12 protein-coding genes are annotated in these 22514 nt (G+C 54.5%); 3 read left to right on the top strand and 9 right to left on the bottom strand.

What is annotated here, in order from left to right:
- Positions 1-87 precede the first annotated feature (87 nt).
- Complete coding sequence (locus LX87_RS00845) at positions 88-2559, top strand: carboxypeptidase regulatory-like domain-containing protein (RefSeq protein ID WP_111626286.1); 2472 nt, start codon at positions 88-90, stop codon at positions 2557-2559.
- 72 nt (positions 2560-2631) lie between these two features.
- Here LX87_RS00845 and LX87_RS00850 read toward each other — a convergent pair whose 3' ends face one another.
- Entirely contained in the window at positions 2632-7950 is a 5319-nt protein-coding gene (locus tag LX87_RS00850; RefSeq protein WP_111626287.1) for a putative Ig domain-containing protein, read from the bottom strand.
- A 308-nt stretch (positions 7951-8258) separates the two neighbouring features.
- Here LX87_RS00850 and ispE point away from each other — a divergent pair, with 308 nt between their 5' ends.
- Positions 8259-9065: a 4-(cytidine 5'-diphospho)-2-C-methyl-D-erythritol kinase gene (gene ispE, locus LX87_RS00855; RefSeq protein WP_111626288.1), complete on the top strand. Its 807-nt coding sequence runs from the start codon at positions 8259-8261 to the stop codon at positions 9063-9065.
- Between the two features lie 72 nt (positions 9066-9137).
- On the opposite strand, the gene LX87_RS00860 is transcribed toward ispE, so the two are convergent.
- Positions 9138-14900: a putative Ig domain-containing protein gene (locus LX87_RS00860; RefSeq protein ID WP_111626289.1), complete on the bottom strand. Its 5763-nt coding sequence runs from the start codon at positions 14898-14900 to the stop codon at positions 9138-9140.
- Between the two features lie 396 nt (positions 14901-15296).
- Here LX87_RS00860 and LX87_RS00865 point away from each other — a divergent pair, with 396 nt between their 5' ends.
- Positions 15297-15902 carry a cytochrome c oxidase subunit 3 gene (locus LX87_RS00865; RefSeq protein ID WP_229310503.1) on the top strand — a complete coding sequence of 202 codons (606 nt, stop codon included), beginning with the start codon at positions 15297-15299 and terminating at the stop codon, positions 15900-15902.
- A gap of 47 nt (positions 15903-15949) precedes the next feature.
- On the opposite strand, the gene LX87_RS00870 is transcribed toward LX87_RS00865, so the two are convergent.
- The 7 genes from LX87_RS00870 to LX87_RS00900 form a co-directional block, all read right to left on the bottom strand.
- The gene (locus LX87_RS00870; RefSeq protein WP_229310504.1) at positions 15950-16537 is read right to left on the bottom strand and encodes a YceI family protein; all 588 of its coding nucleotides are present in this window, start codon (positions 16535-16537) and stop codon (positions 15950-15952) included.
- Between the two features lie 27 nt (positions 16538-16564).
- Positions 16565-17260 carry a hypothetical protein gene (locus tag LX87_RS00875; protein WP_111626290.1) on the bottom strand — a complete coding sequence of 232 codons (696 nt, stop codon included), beginning with the start codon at positions 17258-17260 and terminating at the stop codon, positions 16565-16567.
- A gap of 3 nt (positions 17261-17263) precedes the next feature.
- The gene (locus tag LX87_RS00880) at positions 17264-17728 is read right to left on the bottom strand and encodes a QcrA and Rieske domain-containing protein (RefSeq protein WP_111626291.1); all 465 of its coding nucleotides are present in this window, start codon (positions 17726-17728) and stop codon (positions 17264-17266) included.
- A gap of 79 nt (positions 17729-17807) precedes the next feature.
- A complete protein-coding gene (locus tag LX87_RS00885) occupies positions 17808-19400 on the bottom strand; it encodes a porin family protein (RefSeq protein WP_111626292.1) in 1593 nt (530 codons plus the stop codon).
- Positions 19372-19941: an RNA polymerase sigma factor gene (locus LX87_RS00890; RefSeq protein WP_111626293.1), complete on the bottom strand. Its 570-nt coding sequence runs from the start codon at positions 19939-19941 to the stop codon at positions 19372-19374. The genes LX87_RS00885 and LX87_RS00890 overlap by 29 nt, the downstream gene beginning before the upstream one ends.
- Before the next feature lie 164 nt (positions 19942-20105).
- Complete coding sequence (locus tag LX87_RS00895; RefSeq protein ID WP_111626294.1) at positions 20106-20960, bottom strand: hypothetical protein; 855 nt, start codon at positions 20958-20960, stop codon at positions 20106-20108.
- A gap of 158 nt (positions 20961-21118) precedes the next feature.
- Positions 21119-22366 carry a bifunctional 3,4-dihydroxy-2-butanone-4-phosphate synthase/GTP cyclohydrolase II gene (locus tag LX87_RS00900; protein WP_111626295.1) on the bottom strand — a complete coding sequence of 416 codons (1248 nt, stop codon included), beginning with the start codon at positions 22364-22366 and terminating at the stop codon, positions 21119-21121.
- Between the last annotated feature and the right edge of the window lie 148 nt (positions 22367-22514).

Below are 22514 nucleotides of genomic sequence, written 5' to 3' on the forward strand. Positions count from 1 at the left end.
TAATTGCTTATGCAAGCAATATATTCGTTTTCGTAAAAACGACTGAACCCGGTATGTTGGGTTTCCAGCCACTGACACCATTTTATTATGGGCACTTTTATCGTTCATCATTGGCGTGCGTTACTGATCACCTACAGCTTACTGGTGGGAGGCATAAGTCTCTGCCGGGCGCAGTCCGATACGTTGCTGCAACAGGCCAACCGTCAATACAGTCTGAAAGCCTACGGACGCGCTATTGAATTGTACACGCAGTTACTGGCCGATTCGTCGGCTAAACTCAATGCGGAGCAGCACATGAAAACGCAGGCCCAACTGGCCCATTCCTACAAGCTGGTTGGTGACGTAAAAAAGGCCGAGCAGACATACCAGACCCTAACTGCGGCCGCCGAATTGCCCGGCAGCCAGGCCGAGAGCTACCGGCAGTATGCCCAGCTTCTGGCCGAAACCGGAAAATACGAGGAGTCACAACGTATGTATGAGAAATACGACCAGTTGAAAAAGAGGGCTGTCAAAGCAGAATCCGCCCCGTTTTTGACCTCCGCCACCCGGGTGATCGGCAAATCCGCTCCAACCCGCTACCGGCTGGAAGTGCTCGGGCTCAATACGTCAAATGCTGAATTCAGCCCGATGTATTACCGCGATGGACTCGTATTTGTATCGGGTAAAAAGGCCAGTGCCGCGATAGAAACCGCCGGAAAAGGCGGGGGCGGCAGCTACCTCGACCTTTTTTATATTCAGGATCGTCAGCAACTGAAAACCAGTCAGATTATTAAAGCCGACGGCACGGTTTCGAAGCCGGTACAGAAGCGGGGCCGTAAAGACCGGCAGATGGTGGGAGCCGCACGCAGCCGGGCAACGGCCAACGACTCCCGCACCCTGGGCGGCTATAACGACGGTATTGTGATTTCGGAGGGACTACGGTATTCAAAAACCGTTCAGCCGTTCAGCCGTTCCATCAACAGCCGGTATCACGAAGGCCCCGTTACATTTTTTCAGGATGGCTACCGGATGATTTTTACCCGCAACAATTACGATGGTCGGCGGGTGCGCCAGAGTGCTGAAGGAGTTACCAACCTCAAACTTTATACGGCTACCCAGCAAAACGGTACATGGGTTAACATCGAAGAATTACCGTTCAACAGCGATGATTACTCCGTAGGGCATCCGGCCCTGAGTAGCGACGACCGGCTATTGTTCTTTGCTTCCGATATGCCCGGCGGCCTGGGCGGGACGGATCTATACGTATCCCGGAATGAAAACGGGAAGTGGACCAAACCGGTTAATCTCGGAAAAGAAATCAATACGAAAGGCAACGATCTGTTCCCGTTTATCGATGAACGGGGTAATCTGTATTTTGCCTCCGATGGCCGGAAAGGGCTGGGTGGGCTGGATGTTTATTACGTACCCCTGGCCGATGGCGTACCAGCGGGACCGGTCGAACACCTGGAAGCTCCCATCAATTCCGAGATGGACGATTTCGGGCTGATTACCGACGGCAATCGGAAAGGCGGTTATTTCAGTACCAACCGCCGAAAGGGCGATGACGATATTTTTCGGTTTGTACGGGAAAGCGCGCTCTATGGATGCCGGAATCTGACGCTACGGTTTTATGACGAGCTAACCCAGCAGCCCATCGACAGTGTTCATATTACCATTAAAGCCCGGGCCGAGGGCCGCAAGGATCAAACCGTAGTAACAAAAAAGGACGGGCTGGTGCAATTGTGTCTGGAGTCTAACAACGATTTTGTGTTTCGAGCTTCGCGGGATGGTTATGTAACCAGTACGGTTGGTTTTTCAACCCGGGCGCTAACGGATGATTCGCCTTCCCAGCTGGAAATTGCCCTGAATCAGCCGCCTAAAGTGATCGATACGGTTCAGTATGTCTCCGGGCCACCGGATGATGGCTGGGATGCGGTTGACCTGCAAAAGTCCCGGGTGCAGGGCGTTGTAATGAGCGAAAAAGACCACAGGCCGATTACGGGCGTAACGGTTGTCCTGAAAAATGACTGCAACGGCGCAACACGGCAAGTCCTCACCGGGCCCGACGGACGGTATGAGTTTGAGTTGGTAGAAGGGTGCAGCTACACCTTGAGCGCATCTAAAGCACAGTATGGAACCAACACCGGCCGGATTCAGAAAATAGCTCCCAGGTCGGCTCCGAAAATAGTATCGGCAGATCTCTCCATGCTCCGGGTTGGTGACATCCTTCCGTTGAAGAACATTGATTACGATCTGGATCAGTGGACCATCCGGCCCGAGGCTTACCGGGAACTGGATAAATGGGTGGCAACCCTGCAAAAATATTCAACATTAACCGTTGAGGTCCGGTCGCATACCGACAGCCGGGGCGATGCGGCCCGAAACCGGTATCTGTCGGCCCAGCGCGCCAGTTCCGTAGTTAATTACCTGGCCTCCAAAGGCATTAGCCGCAAACGCATGATTGCCGCCGGATATGGGGAGTCGGTCTTACTCAATAATTGTGATGACGACGCCGATTGTACGGATGCCGAACACCAGCGCAACCGCCGGACGGAATTTAAAGTGTTATCAGTCAAATAGGCGACAGCGCCGTAGAACTTAAAAAGCCGCAGATGGGTCGTCTGCGGCTTTTTGTTTTGGTAGGATACGGTTTTATCGGTTAATCAGCAGGCGCCTGATGACTTGCTGACCGTCGGTTTTCATCTGTACAAAATGAATCCCGACGCCCCCGCCAGTCAGCTCAACGGTTTGTTGCTGTGGTTGGCCACTGCCAATTACACCTTGTTGCCACAGGGTCCGGCCCAGTACGTCGACCACCTGCAACTGGGCTTTCTGCTGGTTTGCCAGTCGGTAGCTGATCACGAACCGCCCGGTGCTGGGGTTGGGGCTTATGGTCAGATTGGTAGTCAACTCCGCGTTGGGAGCGGCTTCACGGCCACCGTTGGGGCAGGTCAGGGTTTTGGGCGACCACATCAGCACGTAACCGCTGTTGGGCACCCGGCCACTGATCACGTGCGGCTGACCATCTTTGAGCGAAGCCGGAACCGTAAAGGAATAACCGTGGGCGCCGTTGCCTTTTCCCGCATCCTTCAGGTCCTGACGGTAGTTACCCGCATCGGTTTTACCAATCACGGTTGTACCATCCAGAAACTCCACGGTAATCACGGAATTGGGTTTGTCGCGATCCCAAATCCAGCCCTGAATGGCATCACAATTGACTACGTCCAGATAGCCTTCGTAATTGCCCGGACCCGTAACGCCTGTCGTCGGGAAAGGATCAACGGGGCCTCCGCTACCGGAAACTGTCAGGGTGAAGGAGGTCGATACCGGATTGCTCTTGCCATCGGTTGCTGAGTAGGTCAGTGTGGACGTACCCTGAGTGGTGGGCGTACCGGAAATTACGCGGGTGCTGGCGTTGAAGCTTAGTCCTGATGGCAAGCCCGTTAAGCTATACGTCAGCGCATCATTGTTGGCGTCGGTGAAGGCAGGCAAAGCCGCTGAAGTGTAGGCGACATTGACCGTGGCCGATAAAGCCGAAACCGTGGGGGCCACCGGCGGCTGGTTGGTCGGTGGTGTACCGGTACCAGCGCAATTGATGACTTTCGGAGCCCACTTCAGAACAAACTCGGATCCCTGTACGCGGGCCCAGATGGTATGATTTTGCCCATCCTTCAGGCTTTCGGGAATCGGGAAATCGTACCAGTGTACGCCGTTACCTTTCCCCGCATCCAGAAGGTGCTGCTTGAAGACGTCAGCGGCAATGGTCCCGATGGGGGTTCCTGCGGCAATGGACGGGCCGTCGAAGAACTCAATGATAACAACTCGGTTCACATCCGTGCGATCAAAAGCCCAGCCTGAGAGCGTATTACAGTTAGGCTCCTGCGTCAGATAGCCGTCGAAATTAGCAGCCGGAGCCAGACCACCCGTTGCCACGTTGAGCGTGACGGTCACATTTGTCTTGGTTTTACCGTCGTTAGCGGAATACACCAGTGAGAAAGTGCCCGAAGCGGTGGGTGTGCCCGATATTACACGACTGCTGGCGTTGAAGGATAAACCCGTCGGCAAGCCTGTGAGCGAGTAAGTCAGCGCATCGTTGTCGGGATCAGTGAAGACCGGCAAAGCCGCTGCCGTGTAAGCGACATTGACCGTGGCCGACAAAGCCGAAACCGTGGGGGCCACGGGGGGGCGGTTGGTCGGTGGCGTATCAGCCTCGGTAACCGTCAGGGTGAAGGAGGTCGATACCGGATTGCTCTTGCCATCGGTAGCCGAGTAGGTCAGCGTGGAAGTGCCTTTGGTGGTGGGCGTTCCCGAGATTATGCGGGTGCTGGCGTTGAAAGACAATCCCGCTGGCAAGCCTGTGAGCGTGTAGGTCAGCGGGTCGTTGTTGGCATCGGTGAAGGCCGGTAAAGCCGCCGAGGTATAGGCCACATTGACCGTAGCGGTCAGGTTGGACACCGTGGGAGCTACCGGCGGCTGGTTGGCTGGCGTACCCGTTCCCTGACAGGTCAGGGTTTTGGGCGACCACATCAGCACATAGGTTGAGCCTTCCACGCGGCCCCAGATGGTTTGTTGCTGGTTGGTCTTGATGCTTTCGGGTACCGTAAAGCTGTAGCCATGAACACCGTTGCCTTTGCCCGCGTTTTGCAGATCCGCCCGGAAAATGTTGGCGACTGTGGTACCAATAACCGTAGCCGATTCAACCGTTGGATTAGGGCCGGTTGCGGCCAGAAATTCAACCGTATAGGTTGCGTTCGGGTTATCGTTGTTAAAAGCCCAGCCGGAGATGGTGTTGCAATTCACCTGATCCAGATAGCCTTCAAAATTGCCGACAAGGACAGTGCCTGCTGTCGCAACGTTTAGTGTAATCGTCAGATCAGTTTTTGCTTTGCCGTCATTAGCGGAATACACCAGCGAGAAGGTACCTTTCGCGGTGGGTGTACCCGAAATCACACGGGTGCTGGCATTGAAGGACAAGCCTGTGGGCAGACCCGTCAAGGTATAGGTCAATGCATCATTATCCGCATCGGTGAAAACCGGCAAAGGCGCTGCCGTGTAGGCGACATTCACCGTGGCTGACAGCGGTGCAACGGTCGGGGCCACCGGGGGGCGGTTGGTCGGGGGCGTATCGGTATCGTTGATTGTTAAAGTAAACGTCCTGGAGACGGGATTGCTCTTGCCATCGGTGGCCGAGTAGGTCAGCGTGGAAGTGCCTTTGGTGGTGGGTGTGCCTGAGATCACGCGGGTGCTGGCGTTGAAAGACAATCCCGCCGGCAAGCCTGTGAGCGTGTAGGTCAGCGGATCGTTGTTGGCATCGGTGAAGGCTGGTAAAGCCGCCGAGGTATAGGCCACATTGACGGTGGCTGTTAGGTTGGATACCGTAGGGGCCACGGGCGGCTGGTTGGCTGGTGGTGCTGTCGTGGTTTCCGTGGCGGTGTTGCTGTTGCCCGATACGTTGCCGGTTGGATCGACAGCCCGCACAAAGAAATAATACTCGGTCCCCGCTGCCAAACCGGTGGCGGTATAGGTCGTTCCGGATGTAACGTCGGCAATTTTAACGTTGTTTTGATACACCTCATAACCCGCTACGCTGACATTATCCGTCGATGCGTTCCAGGTTAACCGCATGGAGTTCTGGGTGACGTTGGAAATGGCCAGATTGGCTGGCAACGTAGGCGGTTGCTGATCCGAAGCGTTGGAAACTACGTTGAATGACCGTTCGACCGGGCGAGCGGGCTGAAAACCATCACCACCGTGTTGAGCCGCCCGAACAGTTACTTTTCCCAGCCGTCCGGTCAGGAATACTTTGCCCTCGGCAATCACGGCCGGTCCTTCAATGACATAGAAAACAACGGGTTTGCCGGACGAGGCCGTGGCCTGGGGCGTAAAGGCGGCTGAATTAGGAGCCCGGTCGGCAATGGCGTTGAACGCGATGGTCTGGGTATTACCGGCGCAGTTGGGGTAAATGTAGCGCATGGCTTCCGTTTTCAGGCCGCCCGCATCGGTTACTTCCAGCTTAACCCCGTACCAGAACGTCAGCGTGCCGTCGCAGCCAATGGGCGGGAGGGAGGCTGTGGCCGTTTGGGCGGTGGTGATAAAATCATCGTGCTGGTGGTCGTTGTGAAAAAGCGAAACCGTCCATTTGTAGCTCAGCTGGTTGGCGGGCGTCTCATCATTGATAACCGCCGAGAGGTTGATGTTCCGGATTTCACTCAGGTCCATCTGCTCTTTATCGTCGATGCTGGTGCTGACAATCACCGGCGCGGCATTGGAGGCACTGCTGACGGTGATCGCTTTCTCGGCCTGGCTGGTTTTCCCTTCCGGATCGGTTACCGTCAACTTCACGGTATAGGTCTTCGAAGTGGATGTGGTGGAAAAGGTATGTTCCGGATTGGCGGCTGTGCTGCTCGTATTGTCACCAAAATCCCAGGCATATGTCAAGGTTTTTCCGTCCGGATCGTACGACGTGTTGCCGGTAAATTTAACGGTTAACGGACTCGGGCCGTTGGTTTTATCCGACAGAATAATGGCAACCGGCGGGGTCCCTTCCGCACCTCCGCTGTACGTTACCCGCCGAACGCGCTCCCCGCCGTTTTCGGGGTAGCGCAGGTAGTACAGGTTTTTGTCAATTGGGTTAAACGCGATGCACGTGATGTACTGATAGGAAGAGCCCCCATCCAGAAGTTTGGTAAGGGTTGCGGGCTGCGGCTGGTTATCACTATCGAACAACATTTTGGAAATCCAGCCCCCGTTGAAGTCCGCAAAATAATAAGTATTCTGGTATTCCGCCGGGTAATTGCCTCCGCCCGGATGCCAGGCTCCGCCCACGACACAGTAGCCGGGAAGCGTTTGGGCGGGCGTGTTTTTAATCTCGGTGATGGTTCCGTTGCGGTTGATCTGCCCCGGTCCCGACCGCCAGGAAATAACCGGTTTTGTAAACGGAATGGATGGCTTATACTGCGTTTTGTTGAAAGGACGGGTTGATGTAAACTGCCCCTCTTCAAAAGGCCAGCCGTAGTTAGCGCCTTTTTTGACGACGTTGATTTCTTCCCAGTCCGTTAGACCTACTTCCCCTACGTACAAGGTGCCCGGGTCTCCCGCATTCATGTCGGCGCTACCCGTGTTGGGACGCAGGGACGTGCGGAAAGGCTGCCGGAAGCCCGACGCAAAAATCCGGCTTTTCGGGGAGCGGGGGTTGCCGGGGTCATAGCCGGGGTTGCCGGGCAAACCGTTTCCGTTGTCGGGGTTAATCCGAAGAACCTTGCCGGAGAGCGAAAAGTCCACCTGCGAACGGTAGCTGCCGATGTTCTCCGCAGCCGTCATAAAACCGTTCTGAATGGATTGACTGTGATACGTTTCGGAGTAGTTGCCCTCGTCGAAGGCCGGAGCCGCGCCGTCGCCGGTCGGAACCAGCAGTGACCCGTCGGCCCCCATCGCAATACCGCCCCCGGCGTGGGAGCTGGAAGTTAGTACAATGCAGTCGCCCGGTACGCCTTTGCTGGGGTTGTTGGGGTCGGGAGCACCAATCAGAATCTGGCGGCTGTTGGGCTTGATGGATCGAAAACCGTCGTCTTTGTTAGCTTCATACCGCGTCACCCGGGCATAGGTGCCCTGGTATTTTACCGGGGCATACTTGATGACGTAGTACAGATAAAACCGACCATTGTTGAGAAAGTTGTTATCCAGGGCCATACCCAGCAAACCGAAATCGTCATACCGGCCCACTTCCCCGGATATATCCAATAAAGTAGTTTTTTTCTTCGTCTGCGGATCGACCTGAACAACCCGGCCATCAATCGTCCAGATGTACATGACGCCGTTTTTGTCGAACGTAAATCCAACGGCACCGGCTTCGTCGATAAACACTTCTTCCGAGAAACCGGGCTTAAACTGGCTGTGGGCATCCGGTACATACCATGCGAATAAGACGAAAAGAAGGGCTAGAAACTTAAGTTTAGTACAAAGATTTACCATAAGATTTACTTTAAGTTACCACTCGCAGAACCACACGTCACAGAACAGATGGGATAAAGAACAGAAAAGAAATAGGCTTCAGGTGAAAAACCAGCCGAAAAAAACATAACGGCTGTATCTTTATTCGCCAGTCTGATTATTAATAGAGATTTTGAGGGGAAAATAAAAAAAATACAAATGTCCACAATTTTAGTGAAAATATGACTCCATGAAGTGGCTGGGTTAATAGATTGATTATTAATAACTTGAATGGCAAAATAAACCATCATTTGTTCAAATTTTTTATTTAAAGGTTACATTAACGATCAATGGTTTTTTTTCCTAACGCCAAAATTAATATTGGTTTACAAATCACCGCGAAGCGCCCGGATGGGTTTCATAACCTTGAATCCTGCTTTTATCCGGTACCCCTAAACGATCTGCTGGAAATTATCCCGGCTTCCTATACATCGTTTACCCTGGGCGGTATGGCTATTCCCGGTGACATCTCCACCAATTTGTGTGTGCGGGCTTACGAACGGTTAAAACAGGATTTTGGCCTGCCGCCCGTCCGGATTCATCTGCATAAATTAATCCCGATCGGTGCGGGTTTAGGCGGAGGGTCGGCCGACGCTGCCTTTACGCTTCGGCTTTTAAATGAGCAGTTTATGCTGGGCCTATCCGTAGAGCAACTGGAAAACTATGCCCGGGAGTTGGGGAGCGATTGTGCTTTTTTCATCCAGAACCGTCCGATGTACTGCTTTGAAAAAGGTGACCAGTTTGCGGAGATTGAGGTGTCGTTGAACGGCTATACCCTTGTGCTGATTTACCCGAATCTGGCCATTTCAACGGCGGAAGCATACGCGGGTGTCCGGCCCCATCAACCTGCTGCCTCCCTCCGTGCGTTGTTGCAGGCACCCCTCGAAACCTGGAAAGGCACCATTCTGAATGATTTTGAGAAAAGTCTTTTCAGCAAGTACCCAATTTTGGGTTCTCTTAAACAGGAGTTATACGATCTGGGCGCTTTGTATGCGAGTATGAGCGGTTCGGGTTCTACCATCTACGGCATCTTTGCTCAACCCGTAGAATTACCGGCTCATTTTGACACGTATCAGGTCTGGCAGAAAACACTTTAAGTGGTGATCGCTGAGAGAAAAACCGCAGGTGATTGGCCTGCGGTTTTTCTCTCTACAACCGTTTTGCCCAGATCAGCGGTTCAGCAGTAGGCGTCTGGTGACGATCTGCTGAGCGGTCTGCAATTGAATCACGTATACCGTAGAACCGGCTCCGCTTAAATCTACGCTCTCGCGTTCCACCTGGCCCGTACCGGTCGTGGCTTTCTGCCAGATGGAACGGCCGGTCATATCGATTACCTGCAAATCGGCCCGCTGCCCGGCTCTGGCCCGGTATTTAATTTCGACCTGGCCCCGGCTTGGGTTCGGACTAACGCTCAGTTCCAGGCTGACCTCGGCACGTTCGCCCGTGCCCTGCCGACTGCCGCTGGGGCAGGTCAGGGTTTTAGGCGACCATTTTAAGGTGTACGTACTACCCGGCACGCGGCCACTGATTGAGTGGGGCCGACCGTCTTTCAACGAAGCAGGTACCTCGAAGGCATAGCCGTGTACACCGTTTCCTTTCCCCGCATTTTGCAGATCCTGCCGGAAAATAGTGGCATCAATGCGGCCAATTACCGTAGTGCCATCGACAAATTCGACGGTAATCGGCGTATTGGGCCGGTCACGATCCCAGATCCAGCCCTGAATGCTGCCGCAGTCGACCACATCAAGGTAACCTTCATAATTGCCCGGACCGCTACCACCGCTGGTGGGAGGTGGCGTGGTTGTGCCGTTGCTGACCGTCAGGGTCAGGGTCGTATGGACGGGAGCGTGGCTGGCATCCTTGGCCGCGTAGGTCAGCGTAAAGATACCCGAAGTAGCTGGCGTGCCCGAAATCACGCGGGTGCTGGCGTTAAACGATAAACCGGCGGGCAAACCCGTCAGCGTGTAGGTCAGGGCGTCGTTCTCGGCATCGGTAAAAGCTGGTAAGGCGCTGGCTGTAAAGCCCACATTCGCTGTGGCTGATAAGGGCGCAATACTGGCCGGAGCGACCGGGGCCGCATTGCCGGTTGGCGGGGGCGTTCCGGTTCCGGCGCAATTGATGGTTTTGGGGGCCCATTTCAGAATAAACTCCGATCCCTGAACGCGCGCCCAGATCGTATGATTTTGTCCATTTTTGATGCTTTCGGGAATGGGGAAATCAAACCAGTGTTCGCCGTTGCCTTTGCCCGCGTCTTTCAGATGTTGCCGGAAGCTATTGGCCAGAACCAAGCCCAGCGGAGTACCTGCGTTGATAGAAGGTCCATCGAAAAATTCGATCGTAACGGCCCGGTTTACACTCGTACGATCAAAAGCCCAGCCCGAGAGTGTGCTGCAACTGGCTTCCTGAGTCAGATACCCGTCGAAGTTTCCGGCGGGGGCCAGACCACCCGTTGCCACGTTGAGTGTAACGTTTACATCGGTTTTGGCCTTCCCGTCATGGGCGGAATACACCAGCAGGAAGATGCCCGAAGCCGTTGGCGTTCCTGAGATCACCCGCGTATTGGTGTTGAAGGACAGACCGGCGGGCAAACCCGTCAGTGAGTAAGTCAGCGCATCGTTGTCTGGATCGGTAAAAACCGGCAAAGCCGCTGAGGTGTAAGCCACATTGACGGTGGCCGACAAAGCCGAAATCGTGGGCGCAACGGGTGGCTGATTGACCGGTGGGGTGCCGGTACCTTCGCACGTCAGCTTTTTGGGCGACCATTTCAACAGATAGGTTGATCCCTGGACGCGCGCCCAGATCGTGTGTTCCTGATTATTCTTGATGCTTTCGGGCGTGAAATAGCTGTAGCCGTGGGCGCCGTTGCCCTTGCCCGCGTTTTGCAGATCCTGCCGGAAAATATCGGCCACCACGGAACCCATCGGAACGGCTGTTTCCAGGGTCGCGCCATCCAGAAATTCGATGGTAATGGGCGTATTAGGCTTGTCGCGATCCCATACCCAGCCCGAAAGGGTGTTGCAGTTAACTCCGTCCAGATAGCCTTCAAAGTTGCCGGTTATGACCGGGTTACCACCGCCCGGGGCTACCACCAGATTGAAGCTGGCATTGACGGGGTTGCTCTTGCCATCGGTGGCCGCATACGTCAGCGTAAATGTGCCGCTGGCTGTGGGCATACCCGATATGACGCGCGTACTGGCGTTAAACGACAGACCGGTTGGCAAGCCCGTCAGTGTGTAGGTCAGGGCATCATTCTCGGCATCGGTAAAGACTGGTAAGCTGGCGGTGAAGCCCACATTCACCGTAGCTGATAAGGGCGCAAGTACGGGCGCTACCGGCGGCTGGTTGACTGGGGTGTTAACCGGGTTGACAATCAACGGAAAGATCACGGTACTCCTGGCACCCGGTTGATCGGTGGCCGCGTAGGTCAGACTAAAGGTACCCGTAACCGTGGGAGTTCCACTGATGACGCGCGTGCTGGGATTAAACGACAAACCCGTTGGCAAACCCGTCAGCGAATACGTTAAGGCGGTGTTCTCCGGATCGGTAAAGGCCGTCAGGGGAGCGGAGGTAAAACCCGTATTGACCGAAGCCGACAACGAAGAAACCGACGGTGGGACCGGTGGCTGATTGACCGGGGGTGTGCCGGTACCTTCGCACGTTAACTTCTTGGGCGACCAGCTTAGAAGGTACGTCGAGCCGACGACGCGCCCCCAGATGGTTTGTTCCTGACTGGTTTTGATGCTTTCGGGTACAGGGAGCGTATAGCCATGGGCGCCGTTGCCTTTCCCCGCATTTTGCAGATCCTGCCGGAAAACGTCAGCCGGTAAAGTTCCGAATACGGTGGCGGATGCGAGTGTGGGATTGGGGCCGGTAGCGGCTAAAAATTCGACGGTAATGGGCGTATTGGGTTTGTCGCGATCCCACACCCAGCCCGAAATTAAGCCGCAGTTGACCACGTCCAGATAGCCTTCAAAGTTGCCAGTTACGACCGGGCCGCCCCCCGTTGCGATGGTTAGCGTTATCGAGAGGTCAGTTCTCAGTTGACCATCGAAAGCGGCATACACCAGCGTAAAGGTGCCCTGCTGCGTGGGGGTGCCTGAAATCACGCGGGTGCTGGCGTTGAAGCTCAGCCCTGATGGCAAGCCCGTCAGCGTGTATGTTAGCGGGTCGCTATCGGTAAAAGCCGGAAGTTGAGCCGACGTATAAGCCGTGTTAACCGTAGCTGACAGGGCCGAAATCGTTGGTGCGACGGGAGCCTGATTACCCGCCGGAGCTTCCAGCGTTTTGGCCGTAACCGTGTTGCTGTTGCCGGAGGTATTCAGAGCGGCATCCCGGGCCGCAACAACAAAGGAATACGCGGTGTTGGGCGTCAGACCCGCAACGGCAAAGGTGGTTCCGTTGACGAGGGTTGGGTTGATTTTGGTGCCGCCCTGATACACATCGTAACCCGCTACCCCAACGTTGTCGGAAGAAGCATTCCAGCTCAGTTGCAGGGATGTGGGGGTTATGTTAGAAACCGTCAAGCCTGTGGGGACGGTGGGAGCCTGCGTATCCGGCGTACTCGGTACGGTGTTGGTGACCATGAACGACCGTTCGACCGGCTGGGCGTACCTGTACTGGCCGTTTCCGTGCTGCGTAGCCCGGATGGTGACCCGGCCCATACCGCCCGTCAGTTTCACCTGACCGTTTTCAATCGTCGCCGGGCCATCGACTGAAAACAACGTAACCTGCAAACCCGACGAAGCCGAAACCGCCGGGCGGAAGGCCGGTGCCGTGGGCGATTTGTCCGGAATCGGTTCAAACGCGATGGTTTGCTGCTCTCCTCCGCAACTCAGGTAAATGTATTTGGTGTAGGTGGTGGTCAGACCATTGCCGTCGGTAACATCCAGTACCATACCGTACCAGTAACTCGCTTCGCCGTCGCAGGTTCCTTCGGTCAGGTTTACCGTGCCGGTGCGGCCGTTGATGATCGAGATGGCGTGCCGGTGGTCATTGTGATACAAATAAACCGTCCACTGGTATTTCAATTGATCACCGGGCGTTTGGGCGTCCGTTGCCGAAGCATCCAGGTTGATCGTCTGCGGCAGCGAAACCTGATTGTAGCCGTCTACACTGGTGGATTGAATGGTTGGGGGCGTATTATTGATTGAAATGGGCGTCTGCACGGTATGGCTTTTTCCCTGCGCATCAGTGACCTTCAGGCTCACGGTGAAGGTTCGCGGACCGTTAGCCGTAAACGTTTTGGCGGGCGGGGTCTGGGTTCGGTCTACAGAACTGCCGTCGCCGAACGTCCATTCGTACGTCAGGGGGCTTCCCTCCGGATCGTATGAGTCCCTGGCCGAAAAGTTGACCGTGACGGGGCTGTTGCCGTATTCTTTATCTTTCGAGATAACGGCCGTTGGGGGTTGGTTGGTTGTAAAGGCCAGTTGCCGAACCAGCGATTTTTCTCCCAGCGTCACGTAGTAAATGTTCCGGTCGTAGGGGTTGAACGCCATGCCCACAATCCGGTCGGAGCCTTCGGTAACGGTTAGTTTCGTGGCCATTTTGAAGAGGCTGTTTGACTCGGGATTCTGGTCGTGGCCAAATTTGGCTCCGGCAATCCAGCCGCTGCCGTAGTCGGCAAAGTAGTAGGTGTCCTGAAATTCTTTCGGGTAATTACCGCCCCCGCCATGCCAGGCTCCGCCAACGATGCAGTTGCCTTCCAGCGGCCGTTTGTCCGAACTGACCACCGAATTTCCCTGAATAATCTGCGTGTTGCGGTTTTCGCGGTATTGAATCCGGGGTTTGATTGGGTTGGCCGGTTCAAAGGCCCGGGTTCTCCAGTAACCTTCCCGACCTCTTTCGTGGCCTTCATAATAGGGCCAGCCAAAGTTCTGACCCGGAGCCGATACCACGTCGAGTTCTTCCCAGTACGAAAAACCCACATCGCCCACGTACAGAACGCCCGGATTTCCGTTGGCCGGATTGGCATCGCCGGTATTAGGCCGTACCGAAAGCCGGAACGCCTGCCGGAGTCCCACCGCATAAATACGGTTTTGGGCTTCTCTCAGGTTCGAGCCGCTGCCCAGGTAGAACGGGTTGGAGGGATAACCGTCGCCGTTTTCCGGATTGATCCGAAGAACTTTGCCGCAAAGCGAAAAAAGAGCCTGGGCTTTGTAGGCGCCAATGTTTTCCGTAATCCGGCTGGGGCTGTAGGTACCGCAGCTATTGAACGATTCGCCGGGGATGGATTTAAGAATTCCTTTGTCAATGGCCTGCTGGGCCCAGGTCATGTTATTGTTACAGCCTACATCGACTTCAATAAAGCTGGACGCATCGCCCGTACCCAGCAGAATGCTGCCGTCGGCGCCGGTGGCCAGCCCGCCCCCTCCGTGTGAGAGGGTTACGATGGGAATACCGGTCGAGAGGGTTTCGCCGATCAGGATTTTGCGGCTGGCGGGGTCCACTTTGTATTCGTTGGCCGGATTGGCGGTATACCGCGTCAGTCGTCCGATGGTCGGCACATCTTCGGTCGATTTGTTCTTATCGTAACCCGGCTGACCGAAATTCTCGTAGTAGTACATATCGACTATGTAGTATACGTAAAACCGGTTGTTGGACAGAAAGTCGCGGTCCAGGGTGAGGCCCAGCAAACCGTGGTCGCCGTAACCCGCTACTTCTTCCTGAATATCCAGAATGACCGTTGCCTTGGTTTCACCTCGTTTGATGCGGTAAACCAGACCGTAGCGGCAGGCAATGTAGAGGTTGCCTGCGTTATCAAAAACAAGGCTGGTCGCGGCTTTAAATGTAACCGCTGGATTAGGTTTAGGATCAACAGCGTTAATGTAGTCTTTGTCTTCCATATTGACGCCAACTTGCCCGAATCCTATCAGCGACAGGCACATAGCAAGCATCAATACCACACAAAAACGTGAAGTAGAGGAGTTGAGCATAGAAAAGAAGAGTTAGTGAAAAGGAAGGCACCTCGGCCAGAAACAACAAGGAATCAAAGAATCTTGATCGTTTGGAAAGATAGCCAACAAAAATTGGGTCGCAAAACCAGAACTAGTTTTATATTCGTATCCGGTTTGGCAGCCTAAATCGTTCCCATTTTGGTGCCCGGCAGAATATTCTATTAGGTCGGGATTTACCGGGAGAATTTAATATCTTGTTGGAAGCGCACGAATGAGCGGCCGGTAGACAGGCGGCAGGCTGCTGATGCTGGTCCGTTTACACATTACGGGCCGTACGAATGCTGTTTTTTCTTACCGGCGTTTATCCGGTCAAACCATTTTTGACTGGCTGACGTTTGGCAAACATACTCTAAAAACTGCTGGTTGCACCACCTGATGGAAACCCGTCGAAAAAACAACTTTATGACGCGTCGTCGGGAGCCAAAACGCTTCATGCTCTGGCTATGTATGGCCGGGAGCGGGCTTATTTTTACCATTCTGCTGATTGCCTATGTCGTGCGGAAAATAGGGGCCGACTGGCGGAATGTTCCGATGCCGACGGTATTTCTGGCCAGCACCGGTGTTATCCTGGCCAGCAGCCTGACACTGCACATTGCCAACGCGGCTTTTCGGCACGACCGGTTTACGCAATACCGGCTTTATCTGGGCACGACTCTTTTTCTGGGGACACTGTTTGTTATTTTACAGGTGCTGGGCTGGCGGGAGTTGATGCTGAAGGGCTTTTATATGCAGACCAACCCGTCGAGCAGTTTTCTGTTTCTGCTGTCCGGCCTTCATTTGCTGCATATTCTGCTGGGGTTGTTTTTTCTGGGCGTGGCTTTTATGGAAGCGATACGCCGGATTTCGTACGTGGAGTCATTTGTGTACAGCGTCAATCCGCCGAACCGGCTGAAAATTACACTCTTTACGCTGTACTGGCATTTTGTTGACGTACTCTGGGTGTACGTCTTTCTATTTCTGCTGTACCACCACGGTTTGTAAGTTCACGGAAGCGCACGCTGGCGGAACACTCCCGTGAACAACGGTTTTCAGGAAGCGGTATCCTTGAAAACCATATGAATCTTCAATTTCACCGTCTCCTCCACCGGTACCATCATCAGCGACGGTCGTTCAATTTTGTAGTCGGATAGTTTGATGTCAAAATCTCCCTTGACGGTGATCTGTGCATTGCCGTCCTGCCGGTTGGCCTGAATAACAACAGGTTTGGTAACACCGTGGAACGTCAGGTTGCCTTTAATCGTCAGATTATTGCCGTCCTGCTGAATATCGTTGCTGGTGAAGGTGACTTTCGGGTATTTCAGGGCCTCCATCGTTTCCAGCGCGTGTGAGTCGCGGTTGGTGTTGTCGCTATCGAAGCTCGAAAGTTTGGCGGCTGCGGCTACACTTTCAATCTTGTTGGCGTCGTCGACCACCATCACGCAGGCCACATCGCGGCTGACACCCTCAAAACTGTGCATGGGGTGGCTCATCGCGTAGGTAATCGTCGATTTGGTCCGATCGGCCATCAGCTTCCGTTTGGCGAGTTCGGGTGTCGAATTCGGCGGATGAAAAGCCATTAGTCCTGCACTGACGAGCAATAGCCAGCCCGTCAGCCGGGGGTTTAAAAACGTCTTCATGGCAAGAAGGTGTCGTTTGGTTGATGACTAAAACTTGATGATTACAATGGCAGCCGCAAACGATGCGAACGTGGTAAAGGCGGCCGCCCGGTGGTACGGTTTCAGGTTGGCGTTCTCATCGACCCGGCGTGCCAGAATATTGGTGGCTACCATCCCGGCCAGGTGTGCCACCGCCAGGTACTTGTGCAATTGAATGGAACTGAAACCGCGTCGGGTGCTGCTGGTCGGTAATTTGGGCGGGGCCGTCAGCGACAGCAAAGCCGTGGCGCCGTACGTATAGTTGATGATCGTCGCCGTTGTCGCGTGCTGCTCCTTGATGCGGATGTAATCCCGGCCCTTGGCGTTGTACAGCCGGGAGCCCAGAATGCCCTGCACCACAAAACCGGCCACCGTAGCAAAACCCAGCACCTGGTGGCTGACCAGCATTGTCCGGCGAATCTTCAGCTCCTTTTCACGGCCTTCGGGCGTTAGTGGGGCTAGATTGGTCACCCGCAGCAAGCCCTTGGGACCCCAGAAAGCCCGCTGCGTGAAAAGGATTTTTTTGGGCAGCAGCTCCTGAGCATCCGCCGAACTGTCGGCCAGTTCAGCCAGCAGATCATCGGCGTTGGAAGGAGCATTGATACTGGTATCAGCCGGAGCCGTCGTTTGTACGCGGGTGGTGTCCTGCGCCCGCAGGGGCAGGTAACCAAGCAGGAGTACGAAAGCGATTGAAAGGTATTTCATGGATTAACCGGTTATGCGTAAGTTGTTACCCGAGACGGAGGTTTTATACTGGGTCAGATTTTTCTGGCCGGATTCTGCCGGGACCTTTACGACGCCCGCCGTGGTGTATTCCGATCCGTGGGTTGCACAAAAGATGTCGTCGGTAGCGGGCCGGTAGAAAACGGTCGAAGACTGATGCGTACAAACTTTCGACAATGCCACGTAATTCCCGTTTTTCACCCGTGCAATCAGAATGTCTTCGTGGTAAGCATAGCCGCCGGGGGTTTGCAGAGCTTTGAAATCGGGCTGGGTCAGGTCCAGCGTTACGTCCAGGTTGCCGGGTGTGGGCTCCGGCTCCGGATCATCTGATCCTTTGGAACAGGAGGTAAGCGTTCCCATGCAGTAGAATGCCATCAGGGCGGCACTGCTCAAACCTAGACTCCGCAGAAATTCACCTCGTTTGATCGGTTGCTGTTGATTGGTTTCCATAGAAAATAGTAAGTTGGTTGTGAATAAATGTACCTACATTATTTACGCTAAACGGATGGCCTACACCGAAAAGTGTTGGTCAAAGCCGGTAACGCAGTGAGAAAAATACGCCGGTGCTCAGGAGCCGGATTTTGCCATACCCCAGCGTGGTTCGTCGGGGATTTTTCAGGAAAGGCTCAACCTGCCAGGAAAGCCGGCGCAGTGGGCCTTCCGAACGGAAGTTACGTTCGTACCCAAACGAGAAATTCAGGTGACTCCATTCATGAAAACCGGTTTTGCCGTTCCATTCCTTGTACCTTGGCTGTGGGTAGACACCATAGGGGTAATTGTATCTGTACTTTTCTTCCTGCATAATATACGACGAAACACCGGAACTGATAAACCATCGACGGCGATCATTCAGTAAAAAGTCGAACCGGAGATTAACCGGAATGTCCAGAACGGTACAAACCGCATCGACGCTTTCGTACATCGGCCCGTACCAGTGATCCGGTTTGGTATAGTCGGAAGCCGCAGCCCGGTAGGTTTTGACCGATCGTAAAATGCCGCCCTGGACGGTAAATCGCCGTAAAAACCGGTATTCAGCCAGAATACCCGCCTGAAAGTCCCGGGCAGCCCGGTGACTTTTTCCGACAAAATTCAGATCCGGAGCGGCTACTACCCGAATCGACAGGGCCGGGTAGCCAATGACCGGAACCGCAGGCGGTGCGATTCTGGGAACAACGGGTGGCCGCATTGGCTCCAGATCCGGTTCGGGCAGGGCGGGTAAAGGCGGCTGTTGGTGTGGTCGGGCGGGTATATAGGCCAGATTGCCCGATAAGTCGAACGGTAGGGTTTCCGAAGCCGTATTTCCGGTATTCGTGCCGCCGGTACCCGAATTTCCCTGTACCTCAACGCGGTTTTTCTCCGTACCGGCTTGTCCATAAGTGTTCAGCCCTGATCGGTTCGGACGGTTTTGGGCCAGTCTTGTCTCGCCGTTCGTGGTGAACAACGCCCGACGGGCCGGTTTCACTCTCCGCTGACCGGAAACCGTGCGGTTGGTGGTTTGGCCGGTCAGCGGTTTTGACCGGGCTAAACGGTTTCCGGTCACCGGGCCGGGCGCACTCCTTTCGTTTGCTGATGAAATGTCCGGCTGATTACCCGGCTGGTTCGTCGGTTTTACCAGCCGCGCTGTCGCATCCGACGCGGTTTCCGGTGTTGGCCGGTTCGCCGGAGCCTTGATTCCTGCCGGTTTTTCGCGGGTGGCGGCTTTGCTCACAGCATCTGGCGGGCCAGACTCTGCATTCAAAACCGTTGGTGCGTTTGTTTCGGCAGCCGTTGGTTCAGAGCGTTTTGTTTCGGTGGGTACGGAACGGTCTGGCGAATCATTCTGCGGCCTTGCTGTTGGGGCGGTTGCTTCGGCCAGAGCCGTCTTCGATTGTTTGGCAACGGTTCGCGCTACCGCTGGACCGTCGTCTGGTGACATGAGCAGAGAGGTCGTGGTCAGCAGGAGCAGCAACAGCGGCAGGCCCCAGTAAATAAACCGGTCGAGGAACCGCAGCCGGTCGTCATCGTCGAGACGTCGGCGCAGGCTGTTCCAGTCGTCTGGATTGTAAGGCGGCTCAAACTCCTCGGCTGACGACCGGAAGAGCTTGTCCAGTTCGTCATCGGGAAGTTCTTGCAAACTCGCCATGGTATCTACGGATTAATAATTGTTTCAATTGTTCACGGGCGCGGGCCAGATTCGACTTGGAGGTGCCTACCGAAATATTCAACTGTCCGGCGATTTCTTCGTGGCTGTAGCCGTCGATGGCGTACAGGTTGAATACCATTCGGTAGGCGGGCGTCAGAAGCTGCACGACTTCCATTAATTCCTCATGGCTCAGCTGGTCGAGGGCGCTGGCATCAACGCCGGGTAACTGACTGGCCTGATCAATATCTTCGTGGTAACGGTGTTTCAGGTTTTGCCGGTAATAATCAAGGGCGGTATTGATCATGATCCGGCGCAACCAGAGCTTAAACGGTACTTCCGACCGGTAGAGGTTCGAGCGGGTGAACACTTTCATAAAGCCGTCGTTCAGAATCTCCACGGCTTCGTCCCGGTTGTGCGAATAACGCAGACAAATTCCCATCGCGTACCCATAGAACTGCCGGTAAAGCAGCTCCTGGCTTCGGCGGTTGCCATTCTGGCATTCCTGTAGCAGTCCGGCGATATCAGGGGAGGGAACGGTCATACGTCGGGTTTCAATCGTCAATACGTGAATTGGCGCGGATAGGTTGCGTCAATCAGCAAAAAGTAGGTTACGGTATTCGGTGAGCGGCTCTCATTCTAAACATAGATTGGTAGAACTACTAAATCGAACTGCTGAGAACCAGCTCACCGAAGCCCGTAAACCACTCAGGGTGTGGGCGCTTCCGGCGTGCTGTTGTTCACAATCGGCCAGACGCCCGGCTGCGGAAAACTGATGCCTTTGTTGAGGCCGCGTTTGCCATTGTCCTGCTGAAAATAATACAGCGGCCAGCCTTTAAACGTCAGTTGCTGCCGACCCGCCACCGTAATGGTCCCAAAAAGCGCCTTGTTGACGGTTGACGGGACTTCCTTCAGCGTTTCTTCGAACATCGGCCAGACGGCGTTGTTGCTGAGGTCGGCTTTGGTAAAGTTATTCACATTTTTCTTGTCGCGATCAAAGGCATACAGCGTTCGGCCCTGCCCGTCGGTAAAGTAAAGCGTTTTTCCGGTTCCTTCCTTATAATCAGACGTGTATGATTTGCCATTGTGGCCTACTAACTGGGCATTGGCGAACATGATGGAGTAATTCGGTTTGGCCACAAACCACATGTTTCCCACGTTTTCGCCTTTTACGTCGCCCTGCGCCACATCGTCTTTGTAATAATACAACGGCCAGCCTTTATAGGTACTCTGTTTGTTGCCATCGGCGCGGGTAATGGTTCCGAAATCGGAAGCGTTCAGGCCAGCGGCCAGTTTCGGATTTTCGCGGTAAAAAACGGGCCAGTTCGTCAGACAGTTACCGGTGCAGGTGGAGGCTCCCGTGCTGTCGTAATCGTTGGAAAAGAAATAGAGCGTCCGACCTGTTTCGTCCGTCATCACGTTTCCGAGTGAGGTGTTGGTGAGGTTGATAGCCGGGTCGGGGGGCGTAGGCGTATCGTCTGAATCCTTGTCGCAGGATTGGGTCAGACAGGAAACAATAAGCAACAGGGCGACTACGGGAGTCGCAATCCTCTTCGTGTTCATAGCGAATAGATAGAAAAAAAGGTTAGAATTACGAACGCGTCCTGTTGAATCGATTCGTTGCCAGTACGGAGAAGCGGCAAAAAAGGTTGCGTGTCTGGCAAAAAAGTGCAAAAAAAAAGCCCGACCTGACGGACGGGCTTGTAGTAGGGCAGGATGGTTTAACCAACCTGATCGGTAAAGTGCTTGAGAATGTGTCCCATTTTATCCCGCTTGGTGCGCAGGTACACTTCGTTGTGCGGATTGGGATGGATGTCAATCGGAACGGTTTCGACAATTTCCAGGCCGTAGCCCATCAGCCCCGCCCGTTTTTTGGGATTGTTGGAAATCAGGCGGAGTTTGGTAATACCCAGATCCCGCAGAATCTGCGCACCGACGCCGTAATCCCGGGCGTCCATCGGCAGACCGAGTTCCAGATTGGCTTCGACGGTATCGCGGCCCATTTCCTGCAATTTGTAGGCTTTCAGTTTATTGATCAGCCCGATGCCCCGGCCTTCCTGGAACATATAAAGAATCACGCCTTTGCCCTCCTGCTCCACCATTTTCATAGCCGCATGAAGCTGTTCCCCGCAGTCGCAGCGGCACGAGCCGAAAATATCGCCCGTTACGCAGGACGAGTGGACGCGCACCAGCACGGGTTCGTTTTTGTCCCACGTACCTTTGATCAGGGCCAGGTGCGTATCGTCGGTATTGATCTGCTTGTAGGCAATTAATTCAAAGTCGCCGTATTCCGTCGGCATCTGAACGCCGATTTCGCGCCGGATCAGGCTTTCCTGCCGCAGACGGTATTCAATCAAATCCTGAATACTGACGAGCTTCATCCCGAATTTGTCGGCCATTTCGCGCAGTTGCGGCAGCCGCGCCATCGTGCCGTCTTCGCTCAGAATTTCGATCAGGACACCGACGGGTTGCAGACCCGCCAGTTTCGCAAAATCAACGGCCGCTTCGGTATGACCAGCCCGGCGAATAACACCGCCGTCGACAGCCCGCAGCGGAAAAATATGGCCCGGACGACCCAGATCTTCGGGGCTCGTTTCCGGATTAACCAGCGCCTGGATGGTCTTGGCGCGGTCGCTGGCCGAGATACCCGTGGTACAGCCGTGGCCCAGCAGATCGACCGAAACCGTAAACGGCGTGGTATGAACCGAGGTGTTGTTGCCAACCATCATTTCCAGCCCCAGTTCCTGGCAGCGGGCGTCGGTAAGCGGAGCGCACATGAGGCCCCGACCTTCCTTGATCATGAAATTGACCATTTCGGGCGTGATTTTCTCCGCAGCGCAGATCATATCGCCCTCATTTTCCCGGTCTTCATCATCGACAACGATAATGATTTTGCCGTCGCGGATGTCCTGAATCGCGTCTTCGATGCGGTCCAGACGAATACCGGTATTGGTATTATTATTGCTCATCATAAAGAGTAATGACTTGAGATACTGGACAAGAGCTGTGAGATAAAAGACCAGTGGCCGTGCTTACGTTTGATACGTTAAATTCTTTTGTCTCTTGTCTTTTCTCTCACGTCTTCAAGAACATTCTTCCGCAAAGATACGTTCGATA

Source organism: Larkinella arboricola, from assembly GCF_003259745.1.
Taxonomy (GTDB): Bacteria; Bacteroidota; Bacteroidia; order Cytophagales; family Spirosomataceae; genus Larkinella; species Larkinella arboricola.